Origin of the sequence: Cupriavidus taiwanensis, assembly GCF_900249755.1 — a bacterium.
GTDB lineage: Bacteria > Pseudomonadota > Gammaproteobacteria > Burkholderiales > Burkholderiaceae > Cupriavidus > Cupriavidus taiwanensis_D.
The window spans coordinates 2,507,781-2,527,242 of sequence record NZ_LT976853.1 but is presented as its reverse complement, the minus strand read 5'-3'; the positions used below and the strand labels follow the sequence as shown (position 1 = coordinate 2,527,242).

The 19,462-nt window shown below is 68.8% G+C and carries 17 protein-coding genes and 1 tRNA gene; 13 read left to right on the top strand and 5 right to left on the bottom strand.

What is annotated here, in order from left to right:
* The first annotated feature begins 25 nt into the window (after window positions 1–25).
* The 8 genes from kdpC (at window position 26) to CBM2594_RS11525 (ending at window position 9,138) form a co-directional block, all read left to right on the top strand.
* On the top strand, window positions 26–655 hold the full coding sequence (kdpC, locus tag CBM2594_RS11560; RefSeq protein WP_116356939.1) for a potassium-transporting ATPase subunit KdpC: 630 nt from the start codon (window positions 26–28) through the stop codon (window positions 653–655).
* Between the two features lie 78 nt (window positions 656–733).
* Window positions 734–3,592, top strand: a complete 2,859-nt coding sequence (locus tag CBM2594_RS11555; RefSeq protein ID WP_116356938.1) for a DUF4118 domain-containing protein — start codon at window positions 734–736, stop codon at window positions 3,590–3,592.
* Window positions 3,593–3,623: 31 nt separating this feature from the next.
* On the top strand, window positions 3,624–4,319 hold the full coding sequence (kdpE, locus tag CBM2594_RS11550; RefSeq protein ID WP_116356937.1) for a two-component system response regulator KdpE: 696 nt from the start codon (window positions 3,624–3,626) through the stop codon (window positions 4,317–4,319).
* Between the two features lie 180 nt (window positions 4,320–4,499).
* Window positions 4,500–4,889, top strand: coding sequence for a cupin domain-containing protein (locus CBM2594_RS11545; RefSeq protein WP_116356936.1), 390 nt, complete (start codon window positions 4,500–4,502; stop codon window positions 4,887–4,889).
* Between the two features lie 47 nt (window positions 4,890–4,936).
* Window positions 4,937–5,914, top strand: coding sequence for a Bug family tripartite tricarboxylate transporter substrate binding protein (locus CBM2594_RS11540; RefSeq protein ID WP_116356935.1), 978 nt, complete (start codon window positions 4,937–4,939; stop codon window positions 5,912–5,914).
* Window positions 5,915–5,963: 49 nt separating this feature from the next.
* Complete coding sequence (locus CBM2594_RS11535; RefSeq protein WP_116356934.1) at window positions 5,964–7,130, top strand: acyl-CoA dehydrogenase family protein; 1,167 nt, start codon at window positions 5,964–5,966, stop codon at window positions 7,128–7,130.
* Between the two features lie 12 nt (window positions 7,131–7,142).
* Window positions 7,143–8,303 carry a CaiB/BaiF CoA transferase family protein gene (locus tag CBM2594_RS11530; protein ID WP_116356933.1) on the top strand — a complete coding sequence of 387 codons (1,161 nt, stop codon included), beginning with the start codon at window positions 7,143–7,145 and terminating at the stop codon, window positions 8,301–8,303.
* Between the two features lie 67 nt (window positions 8,304–8,370).
* Window positions 8,371–9,138, top strand: coding sequence for an IclR family transcriptional regulator (locus CBM2594_RS11525; protein ID WP_116356932.1), 768 nt, complete (start codon window positions 8,371–8,373; stop codon window positions 9,136–9,138).
* Window positions 9,139–9,298: 160 nt separating this feature from the next.
* Here the strand turns inward: CBM2594_RS11525 and CBM2594_RS11520 are convergent.
* The 3 genes from CBM2594_RS11520 to fdxA form a co-directional block, all read right to left on the bottom strand.
* A tRNA-Asn gene (locus CBM2594_RS11520) sits at window positions 9,299–9,374 on the bottom strand.
* 211 nt (window positions 9,375–9,585) lie between these two features.
* Window positions 9,586–10,695: an NAD(P)/FAD-dependent oxidoreductase gene (locus CBM2594_RS11515; RefSeq protein ID WP_232346600.1), complete on the bottom strand. Its 1,110-nt coding sequence runs from the start codon at window positions 10,693–10,695 to the stop codon at window positions 9,586–9,588.
* 77 nt (window positions 10,696–10,772) lie between these two features.
* Window positions 10,773–11,096: a ferredoxin FdxA gene (gene fdxA / locus CBM2594_RS11510; protein ID WP_061957871.1), complete on the bottom strand. Its 324-nt coding sequence runs from the start codon at window positions 11,094–11,096 to the stop codon at window positions 10,773–10,775.
* Window positions 11,097–11,474: 378 nt separating this feature from the next.
* Between fdxA and pncB the strand changes: the two genes are divergently transcribed.
* From pncB to CBM2594_RS11485, 5 genes are all read left to right on the top strand, one after another.
* Window positions 11,475–12,653, top strand: coding sequence for a nicotinate phosphoribosyltransferase (gene pncB, locus CBM2594_RS11505; RefSeq protein ID WP_116356931.1), 1,179 nt, complete (start codon window positions 11,475–11,477; stop codon window positions 12,651–12,653).
* Window positions 12,654–12,764: 111 nt separating this feature from the next.
* Complete coding sequence (locus CBM2594_RS11500; protein WP_116356930.1) at window positions 12,765–13,451, top strand: LutC/YkgG family protein; 687 nt, start codon at window positions 12,765–12,767, stop codon at window positions 13,449–13,451.
* A 157-nt stretch (window positions 13,452–13,608) separates the two neighbouring features.
* Window positions 13,609–15,033: a sodium:proton antiporter gene (locus CBM2594_RS11495; RefSeq protein WP_116356929.1), complete on the top strand. Its 1,425-nt coding sequence runs from the start codon at window positions 13,609–13,611 to the stop codon at window positions 15,031–15,033.
* A gap of 4 nt (window positions 15,034–15,037) precedes the next feature.
* A complete protein-coding gene (locus CBM2594_RS11490) occupies window positions 15,038–16,033 on the top strand; it encodes a 2-hydroxyacid dehydrogenase (protein ID WP_116356928.1) in 996 nt (331 codons plus the stop codon).
* A gap of 36 nt (window positions 16,034–16,069) precedes the next feature.
* Window positions 16,070–17,560, top strand: a complete 1,491-nt coding sequence (locus tag CBM2594_RS11485) for a DNA recombination protein RmuC (protein WP_116356927.1) — start codon at window positions 16,070–16,072, stop codon at window positions 17,558–17,560.
* Between the two features lie 93 nt (window positions 17,561–17,653).
* On the opposite strand, the gene CBM2594_RS11480 is transcribed toward CBM2594_RS11485, so the two are convergent.
* Together CBM2594_RS11480 and moeA are read right to left on the bottom strand one after the other, a co-directional pair.
* Window positions 17,654–17,935, bottom strand: a complete 282-nt coding sequence (locus tag CBM2594_RS11480; protein ID WP_018005172.1) for a hypothetical protein — start codon at window positions 17,933–17,935, stop codon at window positions 17,654–17,656.
* A 198-nt stretch (window positions 17,936–18,133) separates the two neighbouring features.
* On the bottom strand, window positions 18,134–19,432 hold the full coding sequence (gene moeA, locus CBM2594_RS11475) for a molybdopterin molybdotransferase MoeA (protein WP_116356926.1): 1,299 nt from the start codon (window positions 19,430–19,432) through the stop codon (window positions 18,134–18,136).
* Window positions 19,433–19,462: the final 30 nt, after the last annotated feature.

Sequence of the window (19,462 nt, the reverse complement as noted above, 5' to 3'; positions counted from 1 at the left end):
GATGCAACCCATTTCCGGAGCAACCATGTCCCATCCCGTCACGATCGATCCCGCGCGCGATGCGCAAACCGAAGGGCAGGGCGGCCTGCTGCGCCCGGCGCTGGTGATGCTGCTGGCGCTGTCGCTGCTGACCGGCCTGCTGTACCCCGCGGCGATCACGGCGATTTCCGCCGCGGCATTCCCGCACCAGGCCGCCGGCTCGCTGATCATGCGCGACGGCAAGGTGCTGGGATCCGAGCTGATCGGCCAGCCGTTCTCCGCGCCCGGCGACTTCTGGGGCCGGCTCTCGGCGACCGCGCCGATGCCCTACAACGGCGGCGCGTCCGGCGGCTCCAACCTGGGGCCCTCGAACCCGGCGCTGGCCGACGCGGCACGCGCGCGCCTCGACGCGCTGCGCGCGGCCGATCCCGGCAACACGGCGCCGGTGCCGGTCGACCTGGTGACTGCGTCCGGCAGCGGCCTGGACCCGCATATCAGCGTCGCCGCGGCCGAGTACCAGGCGGCGCGCGTGGCGCGGGCGCGGGGCCTGCCGCTGGCGCAGGTGCGCGCGCTGATCGCCGCGCATACCGAGCGGCCGCTGCTGCCGGTGCTGGGCGAGGCCGGCGTCAACGTGCTCAAGCTGAACCTGGCGCTGGATGCGCTCGCGGCCCGCTGATATGGCGGCAGGCCGCGAGCCTGCCTGCATGGCACAATCTGGCTGCGCTCACGCCGCCGCAAGGTGAGCGCGCCAACCATGCCTGCGCCGCACCCAGCCGACGACCTCCGCCCCGATCCCGATCACCTGCTGCAACGCATGCAGGAAGACGGCGAACGCGCCGCGCGCGGACGCCTGCGCATCTACTTCGGCGCCTCGGCCGGGGTGGGCAAGACCTTTGCCATGCTGGCGGCGGCGCGCGCGCTGCGCGAGCAGGGCGGCGACGTGGTGGTCGGCGTGGTCGAAACCCATGGCCGCGCCGAGACCGAGGCGCTGGCCGAAGGGCTCGAGCAACTGCCGCGGCGCATGCTCGACCACCGTGGCCGTGCGCTGCAGGAATTCGACCTCGACGCGGCGCTGGCGCGCCGGCCGGCGCTGGTGCTGGTCGACGAGCTGGCCCACAGCAACGCGCCCGGCAGCCGCCATCCCAAGCGCTGGCAGGACATTGCCGAGCTGCGCTCGGCCGGCATCGACGTCTGGACCACCGTCAACGTCCAGCACCTGGACAGCCTGAACGAGGCGGTGGCCGGCATCACCGGCATCCGCGTGCGCGAGACCGTGCCCGACGCGGTCTTCGACGAGGCCGACGAAGTGGTGCTGGTCGACCTGCCCGCCGACGAACTGCTGCGCCGGCTGCGCGAAGGCCGCGTGTACGTGCCCGAGCAGGCCCGCCACGCGATGCAGCACTTCTTCCGCAAGGGCAACCTGATCGCGCTGCGCGAGCTGGCGCTGCGCCGCACCGCCGACCGCGTCGACGACGATGTGCGCGCCTACCGCCAGCAAGCCTCGATCGAGCCGGTGTGGCGCACGCGCGAAGCGGTGCTGGCCTGCATCGGCCACGGCAGCGATGCCGCGCAGGTGGTGCGCAGCGCGCGCCGGCTGGCGGCGCAGCTGGATTGCGACTGCCATGTGGTGACGGTGTCGGTGCCGCGGCTGGCGCCCGTGCCCGGCACGGCGAGCGCGCAGCTCGACGAGGCGATGCGGCTGGCCGAGTCGCTGGGCGCGCGCACCGAGACCCTGGCCGGCAGCGACATGGTCGCGGCGGTGGCCGGCTATGTGCGGCGGCACAACCTGACCAAGGTATTGATCGGCCGCACGCCGGCGTACTGGGGCGGCAGCGGCGGTTCGCTGGCGGGCCGGCTGCACGGCTGGCTGGGGCGGGCGCTGGCGCCCTGGCTGGGCGCGCGCGCGTGGCTGTTCGGGCGCAGCAGCTTTGCCGATGCGCTGGCGGCCGCGTGTCCGGAGGTCGACGTGATCCGCGTTGCCGCCGACGGGGTCCGGCATGACGCGCCCGATGCCGCCCGCGGCGTGCGTGGCATCGAGCCGCAAGGGGACCCGGCCCGCCCGCCGCAGTGGCCCGGGCTGCTGTGGGCGGTGGCCTGGTGTGCCGGCGCCACCGCGCTGTCGGCGCTGGCGCGGCCATGGTTCGACCTGGTCAATATCGCCATGCTGTTCCTGCTGGCGGTGGCCGGGGTGGCGCTGCGCCACGGCCGCATCGCCGGCGCTTTCGCCGCACTGGTCGCGGTGGGCGCGTTCGACTTCTTCTTCGTGCCGCCGCGGCTGTCGTTCGCGGTCAGCGACGTGCAGTACCTGGTGACCTTCCTGGTGATGCTGGCGGTGGGGCTGGTGATCGGGCAGCTTACCGCCGGGCTGCGCGAGCAGGCGCGCGTGTCGGTGCAGCGCGAGACCGATGCGCGCACGCTGTACGAGCTGGCGCGCGAACTGTCGGCGGCGCTGACCGACGCGCAGATCGTCGCCATCGGCAGCCGCTTCCTGCGCGCGGCGTTCGACGCGCGCGCGGCGTTCTTCCTGGCCGGCCCGCAGGGGCGGTTGTTGCCTGCGGCAACCGATGCAGAAGGCAATGCGCAAGCCGGCGTCGCCGCGCAGAGCGACGCGATCGACCACGTGCTGGCGCAATGGGTGTTCGACCACGGCCAGCCGGCCGGCACCGGCACCGACACCTTGCCGGCCGGCACCGTGCTGTACCTGCCATTGAAAGCGCCGATGCAGGTGCGCGGCGTGCTCGCGGTCGAGCCGCGCGCGTGGCGCGCCTTTGCGCAGCCCGCGCTGCGGCGCCAGGCCGATGTCTTCGCCACGCTGATCGCGATCGCGCTGGAGCGGCTGCATTACGTCGAGGTCGCGCAGCAGGCGCTGCTGACGATGGAATCGGAACGCCTGCGCAGCTCGCTGCTGGCGGCGGTGTCGCATGACCTGCGCACGCCGCTGACCAGCCTGATCGGCATGGCCGAGACGCTGCAGCGCGGCGCCTCGCCGCTGGCGCCGGACGTTGCCGAAACCGTCGGCGCCATGCGCGACCAGGCGCGGCGCATGCACGCGATGGTGGCCAACCTGCTCGACATGGCCCGGCTGCAGAGCCGTAACGTGGCGCTGCGCAAGTCATGGCAGTCGTTCGAGGAACTGGCCGGCGCGGCGCTGGCGTCGCTGCGCGACGCGCTGGCGCGGCACCGCGTGGTGGTGGCCGGCCTCTCGGCGCTGCCGCTGGTGGAATGCGACGGCGTGCTGATCGAGCGCGTGCTGTGCAACCTGCTCGAGAACGCGGCCAAGTACACCGCGCCGGGCACCGAGATCCGGCTGCGCGGCGAGATCACGGAAGACGCCGTGCAGCTGATCGTCGAGGACGACGGCCCCGGCGTGCCGGCCGCGATGGCGCGCCAGGTGTTCGAGAAATTTACCCGCGGCGAGCGCGAATCCGCCACCAGCGGCGTCGGCCTGGGCCTGGCCGTGTGCGACGCGATCGTGCAGGCGCACGGCGGCAGCATCCGGGTCGAGCCGGCGCATCCGGCGCAGTCAGGGCGGTCCGGCGCGCGCTTCGTGGTCTCGCTGCCGCGCGGCGCCCCGCCCGTGCTGGAGCCGGAAGCGGCCGGCCTGCCGGCCTGAACCCGCCACACTTGCAAGGAAGCGACGCGTCATGCCATTCGAGTTTTCGCCCACGGTGCTGCTGGTGGAAGACGAACCCCATATCCGCCGCTTCGTGCGCGCGGCGCTGCAGGACGAGGGCTGCACCGTGCACGGGGCCGATACGCTGCAGCGCGGCCTGATCGAGGCCGGCACGCGCCAGCCCGACCTGGTGATCCTGGACCTGGGCCTGCCCGACGGCGACGGCGTGTCGATGATCGGCGAGCTGCGCACCTGGACCGAGGTGCCGGTGCTGGTGCTGTCGGCGCGCACCGACGAGACCGAGAAGATCCGCGCGCTCGACGCCGGCGCCGACGACTACCTGACCAAGCCCTTCGGCGTGGGCGAGCTGGTGGCGCGGCTGCGCGTGCTGTTGCGCCGGCATGCGCGCGCCGGCGCGCAGGCGCGGGCGCAGGTGGCGTTCGGCGAAGTCGCCGTCGATCTCGCCAGCCGGCAGGTCACGCGCGCGGGCGAGGCGGTGCACCTGACCCCGATCGAATACCGCCTGCTGGCCGTACTGCTGGCGCACCGCGGCAAGGTCATGACGCACCGCGAATTGCTGCGCGAGGTGTGGGGGCCGTCGCACGCCGACAGCAGCCACTACCTGCGGGTCTATATGGGCCACCTGCGCCACAAGCTGGAGGCCGACCCGGCCCAGCCGGCCTGGCTGCTGACCGAGGTGGGCGTGGGCTACCGCTTCGCCGGCTGAGCGCCGGCGCGATATTCACCGTCACCCGTTACCGATCGATCACGCGGCGCGTGAGGACGGCGCTTGCCCTCCGTTTCTATCCGCTCCCGGTAAACCCGCAAACGCGTCGAAATCGTTTGACGCTGAAATTCATATGTATAAACTTATATTCATAAACATGAATTCAGGCAGGAGACCCGCATGCCGGACCAACCCGTGTATTTCGTTTCGACCGAGGAGGTCGAGGGCTACCACCCCGCCAACCATGTCGGCACGCTCAACCGCCGGCTGATCGCGCCCGGGACGGTCGGCTCGCGCCACCTGGAAGTGATCCACGGCACCATCGAGAAAGGCAAGGGCGCGCTGCCACACGCGCATCCCGGCATCGAACAGGTCTGCTATGTGCTGGAAGGACGCGCCATCGCCGAAGTCGGCGGCCAGCGCCGCGAGCTGGGCCCGGGCGATTGCTGCTTCTTTCCCCCGGACCAGATGCACGTCTTCACGGTGGTCAGCGACGAGCCCGCGAAGATCCTGGTGATCTATTCCCCGCCTTACGAGGAATCCCCCGAGCGCGTGATACGGCCCGCCTGAGGCGCGGCGGGTCACGGCAGGGCACATAACGACAGGAGACAACCACCGTGAAGTCCTTCAAGAACGCTTTTGCCGGCCTGGTGCTGGGATGCGGCGCCGCGCTGGCCGCCACCCCGGCGCTGGCCGCCGATGAATTCCCGTCAAAGCCGCTGCGCCTGGTGGTGCCGTTTGCCGCCGGCAGCGGCACCGATGCGGTGGCGCGCCTGACCGCGAAGTACCTGGGCGAGTCGCTGCAGCAGCCGGTGGTGGTCGACAACAAGCCCGGCGCCAACGGCACCATCGCCGCCGAGTTCGTCGCCAAGGCGCCCGCCGACGGCTACACGCTGTTCATGACCACCAACACCACGCATTCGGCCAACCCGTCGCTGATGAAGCAGCTGCGCTATGACCCGGTCAAGGATTTCACTCCGGTCTCGCGCATGGGCAATCTGCCGTTCATGCTGGTGGTCAACCCGGCGCTGCCGGTCAAGACGCTGCGCGAATTCGTCGACTACGCCAAGGCGCATCCGGGCCTGACCTATGCCAGCGGCAACAGCACCGGCATCGTCTCGGGTGCCACGCTGTCGAAGATGGCGGGGCTGCAGATGCTGCACGTGCCGTACAAGAGCACGCCGCCGGCGATGACCGACGTGATGGGCGGCCAGGTGCAGGCCATGTTCGTCGACTTTGCCGCGGGCATCGCCAACGTGCGCGCCGGCAAGCTGCGCGCGCTGGCGGTGACCACCGCGCAGCGCAGCGCGCTGCTGCCGGACCTGCCGCCGCTGGCAAGCGTGCCGGAGCTGAAGGGCTTCGATGTGACCTCGTGGAACGGCGTGTTTGCGCCGGCCGGGGTGCCGGCACCGGTGGTGGCGCGCCTGAACCGCGAACTGGTCGCGATTGCCACCAGCAAGCAGCATGCGGCGCAGTTCCACGCACTGGGCTTCGAGCCGTTCGGCAGCACGCCGGCAGAGCTCAACCAGTTCGTCGTGGCCGAATTGCAGAAGTGGGCGCGGCTGGTGAAGGACGCGGGCATCCAGCCGGAATAAGCCGCCAGCCGGCAATCGAACCAGACAACGACAGCAAGCAGGTAACGCAATGAATTTCGATCTCTCCGAAGAACAGGCCTCGATCGTCGAGGCCGTGCAGCAGGTCTGCGCGCAGTTCGACATGGAATACTGGGACCGCCTCGACAAGTCCGGCACCTATCCGCACGAGTTCTACAAGACGCTGTGCGAAGGCGGCTGGCTCGGCGTGGCGATGCCCGAGGCGTTCGGCGGCGCGGGCCTGGGCATCCTGGAGGCGGCGCTGGTGATGCAGACCATCTCGCAGTCGGGCGCGGGCATGACCGGCGCGTCGGCGGTGCACATGAACGTGTTCGGCCTGAACCCGGTGGTGGTGTTCGGCACCGACGCGCAGAAGGGCCGCTTCCTGCCGCCGCTGATCGCCGGCCAGCAGAAGGCCTGCTTCGGCGTGACCGAGCCCGACGCCGGGCTGGACACCACCAAGCTCAAGACCTTTGCGCGCAAGGTGCCGGGCGGCTATTCGGTGAGCGGGCGCAAGATCTGGATCTCGACCGCGCAGGTGGCCGACCGCATGCTGCTGCTGGCGCGCACCACGCCGCTGGAAGCGGTGAAGAAGTCGACCGAGGGGCTGTCGCTGTTCTATACCAAGGTCGACCGCAGCAAGATCGAGATCCGCGAGATCGACAAGATGGGCCGCGCCGCCGTCGATACCAACATGCTGTTTATCGACGACCTGTTCATCCCCGACGAAGACCGCATCGGCGAAGAAGGCAAGGGCTTCGAGTACATCCTGCACGGGCTCAACCCGGAGCGCATCCTGATCGCAGCCGAGGCCATCGGGCTGGGCCGCGCGGCGCTGGCCATCGCCACGCAGTACGCCAAGGAGCGCGTGGTATTCGGCCGCCCCATCGGCATGAACCAGGGCGTGCAGCATCCGCTGGCGCAGGCCTGGATGCAGCTGGAGTCGGCCAACCTGATGATGCTCAAGGCCGCGGCGCGCTACGACGCGGGCCAGTCGTGCGGGGCCGAGGCCAATGCCGCCAAGTACCTCGCCGCCGAGGCCGGCCACAATGCCTGCCAGACCGCGATCCTGACGCTGGGCGGCATGGGCTACTCGCGCGAGTACCGCGTCGAGCGGCTGCTGCGCGAATCGTATATCCCGCGCATCGCGCCGGTCAGCCCGCAGCTGATCCTGTGCTTTATCGCCGAGCGCGTGCTGGGCTTGCCCAAGTCGTACTGAGCGGGAGCGGCGATGCAAGACGAGCAAGCGCAGGCGAGCGCGGCCACCGGGCCGCTGGCCGGGATCCGCGTGATCGACATGACCTCGGTGGCGATGGGGCCGTACGCCACCCAGATCCTTGGCGACATGGGTGCGGACGTGATCAAGGTCGAGCCGCCGGCCGGCGACGTGTTCCGCCACGCCGAGCCGGCGCGGCATGCCGCCATGGGCGCCAGCTTCCTGAACCTGAACCGCAACAAGCAGTTTGTGGTGCTGGACGTGAAGCAGCCCGACGACCTCGCCGCGCTGAAGGCGCTGATCGCCGGCGCCGATGTCTTTGTCTCGAACGTGCGGCCGCAGTCGCTGCGCAAGCTCGGGCTGGACTATGCCTCGCTGTGCGCCGACCATCCGCGGCTGATCTACTGCGGCGCGTATGGCTATTCGGAGGCGGGGCCGTACGCCGGCGCGCCGGCGTTCGACGACATCATCCAGGCGCGCAGCGGCATGGCGCAGTTCCAGGGCGCCAACGGCAACGAAGGGCCGCAATACGTCAACACCATCCTCGCGGACAAGGTCGCCGGGCTGACCGTGGCTTATGCGATTCCGATGGCGCTGTACGAGCGCGAGCGCTCCGGCCGCGGCCAGGCCATCGAGGTGCCGATGTTCGAGACGCTGGTGTCGTTCCTGGCCGCGGAACAGCTGGCCGGGCAGACCTTCGTGCCGCCGCTGGGGCCGGCGGGTTATCCGCGCGTGATGTCGATGCATCGCAAGCCGTACCGCACCCGCGACGGGCATGTCGCGCTGCTGCCGTACACCAGCGCGCAATGGCAGCGCTTCTTCGATGTCTCCGGCCATGCCGCACTGGCCAGCGATCCGCGCTACGCCACGCCGGCCGCGCGCAGCGCCAATATCGACGCGCTCTATGCCACGCTGGCAGAGATCGTCGCGCAGCGCACCACCGCCCAATGGCTGGCGCTGCTGCGCGATGCCGATATCCCGCACAGCGAGGTGCCGCACTTCGACAGCCTGGCCGACGACCCGCACCTGCGCGCCACCGGCATGATGTTCGAGTACGACCATCCGAGCGAAGGGCGGCTGCGCGGCGTCGGCATTCCCACGCGCTTCTCGCGCACGCCCGGCAATATCCGCAGCTGGCCGCAGGCCTTGCCGCCAGCCCACGGCACCGAGGACTGACCCGCTGCCGCGTGGCGCTGCCGCGTACAATCCCGGCCAACGGATACTGAAGTCGAGGAAGCCAACGATGGCAGCAAACGAAGCGGCGGAGAAATCCGGTTACGGCAGCGTCAAGACGGCGCTGCGCGTGATCGAGATCATGGAAATCTATGCGCGCGAAGGGCGCTCGCTGACGCTGACCGAACTGGCCAGGCTGCTGGGCGCACCGATGTCGAGCTGCCTGGGGCTGATCCGCACGCTGGCCTCGCTCGGCTATCTCTACGAGACCGGCCGCCGCCAGGGCTACTATCCGACGCGCCGGCTGCTCGACATCGCGCAACGCATCGCACGCAACGATCCGCTGCTGGAGCGCGTGCAGCCGGTGCTGGAGTCGCTGCGCGACACCACCGGCGAGACCGTGGTGTTCGGCAAGCTGCAGGACGATGGTCGCGTGCTGTATCTGGAAGTGCGCGAGTCCCCCAACCCGGTGCGCTATATCGCCGCGCCGGGCGAGCTGCGCGACGCGCATGTCAATTCGATCGGCCGCGCCATCCTGGGCACGCTGACGGCAGGCGCGCGCGCCGAGCTGTTGTCAGGGGTGTCGTTTGCCGCGCGCACGCCGCGCACCATCGGCTCGGCGCAGGCGCTGGAAACGGCGCTGCAGGGCTGGCAGAAGCAGGGCTGGTATCCGAATTTCGGCGAATCGTTTCCGGACCTTGGCGCCATCGCGGTGCCGGTGACGATCGGCGGCATCACCTATGGCCTGTCGGTGGCCGGGCCGCTGCACCGGGTCGAAGTCAATGCGCAGGGCATTGTCGCGGCGCTGGAGGCCGCGGTCCCGTCGCTGCAGGGATAAGGCAGGAGCGCGAAAGAGGAGGGCGTGACGCGGGGATTTGCCGCGGCGCCCGTCCCGGCCTGCACAGCGGCGTTCGCAACGAAGACGGGAAAACGAGCCCAAAAAATCGAACCGGAAAACGAAAAAGCCCGGTGCGTTTGCACCGGGCTTCCGTATCGGTTGGCTCCCCGACCTGGGCTCGAACCAGGGACCTGCGGATTAACAGTCCGTCGCTCTACCGACTGAGCTATCGGGGAACAGCTGAGAAAGAAATTATAGCCAGTTTCTCGTTTCTTCGTCAACACCCTTTCGAGATGCAGTGCTTGTCGTCGGGGGCAGGGAAGGCTGGCTTGCTGCCGGGCGCGCGGTGGCGCTGAACAGCGAGGCCGCATTATAGCGACGGTTCCGGCTTTGCGCCAGAAAAAAACCGCCTCGCGGCGGTTTTTTTCTGCGCTGACCCGCGGCAGTTCAGTCGAACACCGGCGATTCCACGCCCAGCACCTTGTGCAGCTTCGGCGAGGTGGTGGTGTACTGCATGTGGATCTTCTTCTCGGGGAAGATATACGGTGCCGCACCGAACGCGGCCAGCGCGGCTTCGTGGAAGCCCGACAGGATCAGCTTCTTCTTGCCCGGGTAGGTGTTGATATCGCCGACCGCGAAGATGCCGGGGATATTGGTCTGGAATTTCTCCGTGTCCACCTTGATCTGCTTGCGCTCCAGGTCCAGGCCCCATTCGGCGATCGGGCCCAGCTTGGGCGACAGCCCGAAGAACACCAGCAGGTCATCCAGCGGCAGGCGGCGCGTCACGCCGTCGGCGCCGGTCACCTTGATCTCGGTGAGCACGCCGTCCTTCTCTTCATAGCCGCCGATCTGGCCGACCACGAACTGCATTTCCATCTGCTCGCACAGTTCCTTCATCTTGGCCACCGACGCGGGCGCGGCGCGGAAGCCGTCGCGGCGGTGGATCATCACCACCGACTCGGCCTTGCCGACCAGGTCCAGGGTCCAGTCCAGCGCCGAGTCGCCGCCGCCGACGATGACCAGGTTGCGGCCGTGGAAGCGGCTCGGATCCTTGACGCGGTAGAACAGCTGCTTGCCGTCGAACTTGTCGATGCCATCGACCTTCAGCGTGCGCGGCTGGAACGAGCCCACGCCGGCGGCGATGAAAATGGTCTTGGTGATGAAGCGCGTGCCGAGCGAGGTCTCGACGAAAAAGCGGCCGTCTTCGCGGCGCTCGACCACGGAGACTTCCTGGCCCAGGTGGAAGGTGGGCTCGAACGGCTCGATCTGCTTGAGCAGGTTGTCGGTCAGTTCCTGGCCGGTGCAGCTGGGCACGGCCGGGATGTCGTAGATGGGCTTGTCCGGATACAGCTCCACGCACTGGCCGCCAACGACCTTCAGGGAATCGATGACATGGGCCTTGATTTCGAGCAGGCCCAGTTCGAACACCTGGAACAGGCCCACCGGACCCGCACCGACGATCAGCGCATCGATTTCCAGCGGCTGGCCGCCGGCGGGGCTGGCGCCGTCGACCTGCCTGGTCGTGTCGGCGACGGGATTTGGAATGCTCAAGTCCATATTCGTCCTGATACGTTTGCGTGGGCCACGGGTGCCCGGTATTGCGGAAAGCGCGCGGGGACGGCCTTCTGGTTCGGTCAGCGCTGCAGGTACTGCAGCTTGTCGGTGGCGTCCTTCCATTCCTCGGCTTCGGCCAGCGGGGCCTTGGTCTTGGTGATGGAGGGCCAGTTGCGGGCCAGCTCGGCGTTCAGTTCGATGAACTGCTGCTGGTCGCCCGGCACGTCTTCCTCGGCGTAGATGGCGTTCACCGGGCACTCGGCCACGCACACGGCGCAGTCGATGCACTCATCCGGGTCGATCGCCAGGAAGTTGGGGCCTTCGCGGAAACAATCGACCGGACACACGTCAACGCAGTCTGTGTAGCGGCAACGGATGCAGGATTCGGTGACAACGTGAGTCATTTCGGTTCCAGGAAAACGGGTCGGCTTTTAATGGGAAACTGTGGGGCCGCTTCTTGCCGGCGTGACGCGCCGCATCCATCACATGATGGGTGCCCGCGTGCCGCAGGGCAGCATGGGCTGGGCGAGCGCCGGCCGAGGCCTTTCGGAAACCGATATTGTAGCCGAGCCTTCTGGCAAGGATAGCGGCTCTATATAGCCGGATCAGATAGTTTTCTTATTTCTTTATGTACTTTTGATTTAACGCATGGTGGCCGGCGGATGGCTGGCGTGCGGGTTTGCGGGCGGGGTGGCATGCTGCGTGGCAGCACCTGCACCGCCGGCAGCGGGCGGACTTCAGGTAGCATGGCGTTCTGACCCGGCATCGCCGTCTGGCTCGCTATGATCATCCAGTCTCTGCTCGACACCGACCTGTACAAGTTCACGATGATGCAGGTGGTGCTGCATCAGTTCCCCCAAGCGCAAGTCGAATACCGCTTCAAGTGCCGCAACGCGGGCATCGATCTCACGCCGTATATCGACGAGATCCGCGCCGAGGTGGCGCACCTGTGCCAGCTGCGCTTCACCGACGACGAGCTGGCCTACCTGCGCGGCCTGCGCTTCATCAAGAGCGATTTTGTCGATTTTCTCGGGCTGTTCCACCTGAACGAGAAATATGTCTCGGTGCGCCCGTCCGCACAGGACAACGGCGAGATCGAGATTTCGATCACCGGCCCGTGGCTGCACACCATCCTGTTCGAAGTGCCGGTGCTGGCCATCGTCAATGAGGTCTACTTCCGCCGCACTCAGCCGCGGCCCGACCTGGCCGAAGGCCGGCGCCGGCTCGAAAGCAAGCTGGCGCTGCTGAAGACACCCGAGCTGGGCGATTGCGTGATCGCCGACTACGGCACGCGCCGGCGCTTCTCGCGCGACTGGCAGGAAGAGGTGCTGCTGACCATGCGGCGCCTGCTGGGCCCGCAGCTGGCCGGCACCAGCAACGTCCATTTCGCGCGCCTGCACAATATGGTGCCGCTGGGCACGATGGCGCATGAATACCTGCAGGCGTGCCAGGCGCTGGGGCCGCGGCTGCGCGATTCGCAGGTGTTCGCGCTGGAGCGCTGGGCGCGCGAGTACCGCGGCGACCTGGGCATCGCGCTGTCGGACACCTACGGCTTCGACGCCTTCCTGCGCGACTTCGACCTGTATTTCTGCAAGCTCTTCGACGGCGTGCGCCATGATTCCGGCGATCCGATGCTGTGGGGCGAGCGCATGGTCGCCCACTACGCCGCCAACCGCGTCGACCCGCGCACCAAGACGCTGATCTTCAGCGACAGCCTGGACATCCCGCGCGTGATCGAGCTGTATCAGCGCTTCCATGGCCGCTGCCGGCTGGCGTTCGGCGTCGGCACCAACCTGACCAACGACCTGGGCTACACGCCGCTGCAGATCGTGCTCAAGATGGTGCGCTGTAACGGGCAGCCGGTGGCCAAGCTGTCGGACACGCCGGAGAAGACCATGTGCGACGATCCCGGCTACCTGGCCTACCTGCGCCAGGTGTATTCGGTTCAGCCGGCCGCGTAGCAAAATTCAAGTCTGCTCGCCGCGCGCGATGCGATTCCCGCGCGGCGCTCGCCCCTATAATCGCCGCATCGCGCCTTTGCGCACAGCCACCCCAGCCAGGCCCCTGTCCCTATGGAAACCAACGACGCCCGCGACCGCATCTTTGCCCGCATCCGTGCCGCCCAGGGCAGGCCGGCCCGGCCGAGCGCGGGCGAGCGCGGCGCCGTCGCCGACTACCTGGCCCGCCACCCGCAGGGCCCGCGTCCGGCCGCCGCGCCCGACCTGACAGAAGCTTTCCTGGCGCAGGCGCAGCGCATGGCGTCGAGCGTGGACCGCGTCGCGACGCTGGCCGACGTTCCCGCCGCCACGGTGCGCTATCTCGACAGCCTGGAACTGGTGAGCCGCGCGGTCGCGTGGGATGAATTCGCTGCGCTGCCGTGGCAGGCCGCGGGCCTGGCGGTGGAGTGCCGCCCGCCGGTGCGCGACGCCGTGGCCGACCGCGAGCATGGCGACCTGGTCGGCATCACCGGCTGCTTCTGCGCGATTGCCGAGACCGGTTCGCTGATGCTGCTGTCCGGCCCCAGCACCTTTGCCTCGGCCGCGCTGCTGCCCGAGACCCATGTGGCGGTGGTGCCGCGCTCGCGCATCGTGGCCGGGCTGGAAGATGCGTTTGCCCTGGTGCGCAGCGAGCGCGGCGAGCTGCCGCGCGCGACCAACATCATCAGCGGTCCGTCGCGCACGGGCGATATCGAGCAGACCATCGTGCTGGGCGCCCACGGTCCGTACCGCGTGCATGTGATCCTGGTCGACGCGGCCTGACGCAGGCGGCGCGAACCCGGCGCGCCGCAATCCTAAAATGCACGCCGCAAGGGGAATCGCGGCAGGGGCTTGCATTACACTTGCAGGCTTGCCCGCGCGCTCCGGCCTCGCGCCGCGCGCGCCCGTGACTGCTGCATTTCCGAGGAGATCCTGCCTGATGCGACGTGCCCCCGTGCTGTTGCCACTGCTGGCCATGCTGGCCGCCTTTCCCGCCGCCGGCCATGCCGCCGACCTCGACGGGGCGTCGCTGTCGCCGCTGTGGGGGCTGCCTTTTGCCGGCATCCTGCTGTCGATTGCGTTGTGGCCGCTGCTGGGGCCGAAGTTCTGGCACCACCACTACGGCAAGATCGCCGCTGGCTGGGGGCTGCTGTTCCTGCTGCCGTTCGCGTTCGTGTTCGGCGCGCATGCCGCCGCCGTCAGCACCGTGCACGCGCTGCTGGCCGAGTACATTCCGTTCATCGCGCTGATCACCACGCTCTATATCGTTGCCGGCGGCATCTGCGTGCGCGGCAACCTGCACGGCACGCCGGGGCTCAATACCGGCATCCTGGCGCTGGGGACGTTCCTGGCCAGCTTCATGGGCACCACCGGCGCGGCCATGCTGCTGATCCGGCCGCTGCTGCGCGCCAATGACAACCGCCGCCATGTGGCGCATGTGGTGGTGTTCTTTATCTTCCTGGTGGCCAATGCCGGCGGCTCGCTGACGCCGCTGGGGGACCCGCCGCTGTTCCTGGGCTTCCTGAAGGGCGTGGACTTTTTCTGGACGCTGCGCAACATCTTCCCGGAAACGCTCTTTATCTGCGCCGCGCTGCTGCTGATGTTCTACCTGGTCGACCGGCACTACTACCGCAACAAGGAAGAAGAACTGCCGCCGCGCAACGATCCCACGCCCGATTCAGGCGGCATCGCCATCCAGGGCAAGTTCAACTTCGTGCTGCTGCTGGCGGTGGTCGGGCTGGTGCTGATGAGCGGGCTGTGGAAGCCCGGGATCTCGTTCGATATCCTCGGCACCGAGGTGCCGCTGCAGGCCGCGATGCGCGACGCGCTGCTGGTGGTGGTGGCGGTGGTGTCGCTGCTGGTGACGCCGCATGTGGCGCGCGCGGGCAATGAATTCAACTGGGAGCCGATCCTCGAGGTCGGCAAGCTGTTCGCCGGCATCTTCCTGACGATCATCCCGGTCATCGCCATGCTGAAGGCGGGAACCGACGGGGCGTTTTCGGGCGTGATCCGCGCGGTCAGCGACGCCAACGGCCAGCCGGTCGACAGCATGTATTTCTGGGCCACCGGCCTGCTGTCCTCGTTCCTGGACAACGCGCCGACCTACCTGGTGTTCTTCAACACCGCCGGCGGCGACCCCGCCACGCTGATGACGCGCGATGCCTCGACGCTGGCCGCGATCTCGGCCGGGGCCGTGTTCATGGGCGCCAACACCTATATTGGCAATGCCCCCAACCTGATGGTCAAGGCCATTGCCGAGAACCGCGGCGTGCGCATGCCGAGCTTCTTCGGCTACATGCTGTACTCGGGCATCTTCCTGGTGCCGCTGTTCGTCATCATGACCTTCCTCTTCTTCCATATCTGATGCCATGAAGCCGTCCGTCCTGGTCACCCGCGCCATCTACCCCGAAGTCATCGCGCACCTGGCGCAGTATTTCGATGTCGACGACAACCAGCAGGACGCGGTGCTCGACGCCGCGGCGCTGAAGGCGCGGCTGGCCGGCAAGGCCGGCGTGCTGGCCAACGCCGCCGACCGCATCGACGCCGGCGTCATCGCCGGGCTGCCCACGCTGCGCGCCGTGTGCAACATGGCGGTCGGCTACAACAACCTGGACCTGCCGGCGCTGACCGCCGCGGGCATCGTCGCCACCAATACGCCCGACGTGCTGACGGAGACCACCGCCGATTTCGGCTGGGCCCTGCTGATGGCGACCGCGCGCCGCGTCACCGAGGCCGAGCATTACCTGCGCGCCGGCAAGTGGCAGCGCTGGAGCTACGACATGCTGGTCGGCATGGACCTGTACGGCAGCACGCTGGGCATCCTCGGCATGGGCCGCATCGGCCAGGCGCTGGCGCGGCGCGCGGGCGGGTTTGGCATGAACGTGCTGTACCACAACCGCAGCCAGCTGCCGGCCGACACCGAGCGCGCGCTCAACGCGCGCTATGTCAGCAAGGAAGACCTGCTGCGCCAGTCCGACCACCTGCTGCTGGTGCTGCCCTACGGCCCGCAGAGCCACCACGCCATCGGCGCCGCCGAGCTGGCGCTGATGAAACCCACCGCGACGCTGGTGAACCTGGCGCGCGGCGGCATCGTCGACGACGCCGCGCTGGCGCAGGCGCTGCGCGACCGGCGCATCTTCGGCGCGGGGCTGGATGTGTTCGAGGGCGAGCCCTCGGTCCACCCGGACCTGCTAACGGTGCCCAACGTCGTACTGACGCCGCACATCGCCAGCGCGTCCGAGAAAACCCGCCGCGCCATGGCGATGCTGGCCGCCGACAACCTGATCGCGGCGCTCGACCAGGGTCCGCAGGCCGGCCATCCGCCGACCGTGATCAATCCTGAAGTGATGCCGCACCGCCGCTGAGCCGGGCGCAGCGCTTCATCAACGCATCTGTCTCGCATGAACCTGATTCCGTTCCTGACGCTGGCCGCGGCGCTGCTCGCGGTGGTCTTGCTGGTGATCCTGCTGCTGCGGCAGCAGGGGGCCTCGTCCGGCGCCGGCGTGGCGCGGCAGCTCGACGAGATGCGGGTGGACCACGCGCGCGGCATGGAGCGGCTGGAGCGCGAGGTGCGCACCGAGGTGGCCGAGGCCGCGCGCGGCAGCCGCGGCGAGTCGGCGCAGCAGATGCTGCGCTTCCAGCAGGCGCTGTCGTCGCAGCTGACCGGCATCGCCACGCTGCAGAACCACCAGATCGACACGTTCGCGCAGCAGCTCGCCAAGCTGACCGAGGCCAACACGCAGCAGCTCGAGCAGGTGCGGCAGCAACTGCTGCTGCAGGCGCAGCAGGCGCGCGACGAGCAGGCCGGCACGCTGCGCCGCTTCGGCGACGGGCTGCAGCAGCAACTGGCGCAGATGTCCGAGGCCAACGAGCGCCGCCTGGCCGAGGTCCGCGCCACGCTGGAGAAAAAGCTGCAGGACATCGAGGCCAACAACGCCGCCAAGCTGGAGGAAATGCGCCGCACCGTCGACGAGAAGCTGCATGCCACGCTGGAGCAGCGCCTGGGCGAATCGTTCCGGCTGGTGTCGGACCGCCTCGAGCAGGTGCATCGCGGCCTGGGCGAAATGCAGGTGCTGGCGCAGGGCGTGGGCGACTTGAAGAAGGTGCTGACGAACGTGAAGTCGCGCGGCACCTGGGGCGAGGTGCAGCTGGAGATGCTGCTGGAGCAGATGCTGACGCCCGAGCAGTACGGCAAGAACGTCGAGACCGTGCGCAACTCGGGCGCGCGCGTGGAGTTTGCGATCCGGCTGCCGGGCAAGGCCGCGGGTGGCGACAACGCGCCGGTCTGGCTGCCGGTCGACGCCAAGTTTCCCAAGGAACAGTACGAGCGCCTGGTCGACGCGCAGGAGCGCGGCGACCCCGACGGCGTGCTGGCGTTCGGCCGCGAACTGGAAGTGGCACTGCGGCGCGAGGCCCAGACCATCGCCGAAAAATACCTGGCGCCGCCGCAGACCACGGACTTCGCCATCCTGTTCCTGCCGACCGAAGGCCTCTACGCCGAGGTGCTGCGCCGCCCCGGCCTGACCGACCAGCTGCAGCGCGACTACCGCGTGACCGTGGCCGGGCCGACCACGCTGACCGCGCTGCTGAACAGCCTGCAGATGGGCTTCCGCACGCTGGCGCTGGAAAAGCGCTCGAGCGAGGTGTGGGAAGTGCTGGGCGCGGTCAAGACCGAATTCGGCAAGTTCGGCGACGTGCTGGCCAAGACCCGCGATACGCTCGAGCGTGCCGCGCGCAATATCGAGCAGGCGGAAGTGCGCACGCGGCAGATGGCGCGCAAGCTGCGCACGGTGGAAGCGCTACCGGGCGAAGCCGCGCAGCAGTTGCTCGGCCTGGGGCTGGAAACCCCGGCGGACGGCACGCAGGAAAGCGCGGAAAACAACCAGGCCTGACCGTGCGGCCGGGCGGTTGATGAACGGGAGTTGGGCTGGGGGAGCGGGAAGGGCGGCCGGACTGGCGCCCGGCCCGAACTGGCAAGTCAGCGTTCAGCGGTCTTCTTCGGGGGACAACTCGCGCACGTGGACTTCGATGCCGCCGAAGCGGGCAGCCACCCAGTTGTAGGCCTTGCAGGCCAGCCACAGCAGGCCGAAGCCGATCAGCGCATTCAGGATGATCGCGCTGAAGACGGTGATGGCGGGCAGGTCACCATAGCGGACGAAGGTGACGAACAGGCCCAGCGACACGATCGGCAGCGAGAAGCACAGGTAGACCAGCACCAGTGCGCGGGCGGTCTTGACGGGGTGGAGGTACGCAATCTCCTGATTCATGACGGGGGATACTCGAATGTTTCTGAATCGTGCGCCAAGTGTAGCGATTGGCCGATGCCAAGCATAGCCCGGCGGCCGCAGGGCAGCCGAAAGCCCCGCGACAACGGCGCCACGGCGGCAAATGTGCAGCACAAAAACGACACATTGCTACGGTCGTGTAGCGAATGGCTGTGCACACCCGCCGGACCGTTCAGATTCTCAAACCAGCCCGTCGAACAGCATCACCTCGACCGCGTCGCCGGCCTTGACCGAATCCTGCTCGTGGCCGAGCACGATAAAGCAGTTGGCCTCGCTCATCGAGCGCAGCACGCCCGAGCCCTGCTGGCCGGTGATGCGCACTTCCCACTCGCCATCGCCAGCGCGCGCCAGGATGCCGCGCTGGTACTCGGTGCGCCCCGGCTTCTTGCGGATCGCCTGCGCGCTGCGCACGCGCAGCAGCGGCAGGGGGGGCACGCTGGCGCCCATCAGCCGGTGCAGCGCGGCGCGCACGAAATGGTAGAACGTGACCATCACCGCCACCGGGTTGCCGGGCAGGCCGAACAGCAGCGCCGAGTGCGCCTCCGCGCCGTTGGCCTGGATGCGCCCGAAGGCCATCGGCCGGCCCGGGCGCATGGCGATTTTCCAGAACGTGACATCGCCCAGGCGCGCCATGATCTGCTTGGTGTAGTCGGCCTCGCCGACCGAGACGCCGCCGGAGGTAATGACCGCGTCGGCGCTTTCGCATGCAGTGCGGAAGGCGGCTTCGAGCGCTTCGGGGTGATCGCGCACCACGCCCATGTCGAGCAGGTCCACGTTCATCCGGCGCAGCATGCCGTGCAGCGTGTAGCGGTTGGAATCGTAGACGCAGCCGGGGTCGAGCGGCTCGCCGATCGAGCGCAGCTCGTCTCCGGTGGAGAAGAATGCCACGCGCAGGCGCCGGCGCACCCGTACCTCGGCCACGCCCAGCGACGCCAGCAGGCCCAGGTCGGCCGGCTGCAGGATGCGTCCGGCCTGCAGCGCGGCCTGGCCGCGCGCCAGGTCCTCGCCGCGCAGGCGCCGGTTGTCGCCGATGCGGACGCAGTCGGCGGCAAAGCGGATGCGCGCGCCGTCGGCGACGGTTTCGACGAACTCCTGCGGCACCACGGTGTCGCAGCCGGCCGGCATCACCGCGCCGGTCATGATGCGCACCGCCTGCACGGCGGTGGGGGCCAGTGCGCCGGCGCCGCCGGCGAAGGCGCTGCCGATTACCTCCAGCTCTACCGTGGGGGTCTGCGCCGCGGCCAGTGCCGCCCCCTGGAAGGCATAACCGTCCATCGCCGAGTTGTCATGGGCCGGCACGTCCAGGGTCGAGACGATGTCCTCGGCCAGCACGCGGTCGAGCGCGCTGCGGATCGGCAATTGCTCGATGCCGCGCACCGGCTCGACCACCTCGCCGATGATGCGGTTGGCGTGGTCCACCGGCAGCGCGCTGGGATCGTAGTCGGACAGGCAGGAAATGACGGATTGCAGGGAGGGCATGGCGGCTCGGCGGTGGGCTCGGCAGGGGGA

Coding starts and splice junctions, on each gene's coding strand:
- kdpC (WP_116356939.1), top strand. CDS start 26: ATGTCCCATCCCGTCACGATCGATCCCGCGCGCGATGCGCAAACCGAA.
- CBM2594_RS11555 (WP_116356938.1), top strand. CDS start 734: ATGCCTGCGCCGCACCCAGCCGACGACCTCCGCCCCGATCCCGATCAC.
- kdpE (WP_116356937.1), top strand. CDS start 3,624: ATGCCATTCGAGTTTTCGCCCACGGTGCTGCTGGTGGAAGACGAACCC.
- CBM2594_RS11545 (WP_116356936.1), top strand. CDS start 4,500: ATGCCGGACCAACCCGTGTATTTCGTTTCGACCGAGGAGGTCGAGGGC.
- CBM2594_RS11535 (WP_116356934.1), top strand. CDS start 5,964: ATGAATTTCGATCTCTCCGAAGAACAGGCCTCGATCGTCGAGGCCGTG.
- CBM2594_RS11530 (WP_116356933.1), top strand. CDS start 7,143: ATGCAAGACGAGCAAGCGCAGGCGAGCGCGGCCACCGGGCCGCTGGCC.
- CBM2594_RS11525 (WP_116356932.1), top strand. CDS start 8,371: ATGGCAGCAAACGAAGCGGCGGAGAAATCCGGTTACGGCAGCGTCAAG.
- CBM2594_RS11515 (WP_232346600.1), bottom strand. CDS start 10,695: ATGGACTTGAGCATTCCAAATCCCGTCGCCGACACGACCAGGCAGGTC.
- fdxA (WP_061957871.1), bottom strand. CDS start 11,096: ATGACTCACGTTGTCACCGAATCCTGCATCCGTTGCCGCTACACAGAC.
- pncB (WP_116356931.1), top strand. CDS start 11,475: ATGATCATCCAGTCTCTGCTCGACACCGACCTGTACAAGTTCACGATG.
- CBM2594_RS11500 (WP_116356930.1), top strand. CDS start 12,765: ATGGAAACCAACGACGCCCGCGACCGCATCTTTGCCCGCATCCGTGCC.
- CBM2594_RS11495 (WP_116356929.1), top strand. CDS start 13,609: ATGCGACGTGCCCCCGTGCTGTTGCCACTGCTGGCCATGCTGGCCGCC.
- CBM2594_RS11490 (WP_116356928.1), top strand. CDS start 15,038: ATGAAGCCGTCCGTCCTGGTCACCCGCGCCATCTACCCCGAAGTCATC.
- CBM2594_RS11485 (WP_116356927.1), top strand. CDS start 16,070: ATGAACCTGATTCCGTTCCTGACGCTGGCCGCGGCGCTGCTCGCGGTG.
- CBM2594_RS11480 (WP_018005172.1), bottom strand. CDS start 17,935: ATGAATCAGGAGATTGCGTACCTCCACCCCGTCAAGACCGCCCGCGCA.
- moeA (WP_116356926.1), bottom strand. CDS start 19,432: ATGCCCTCCCTGCAATCCGTCATTTCCTGCCTGTCCGACTACGATCCC.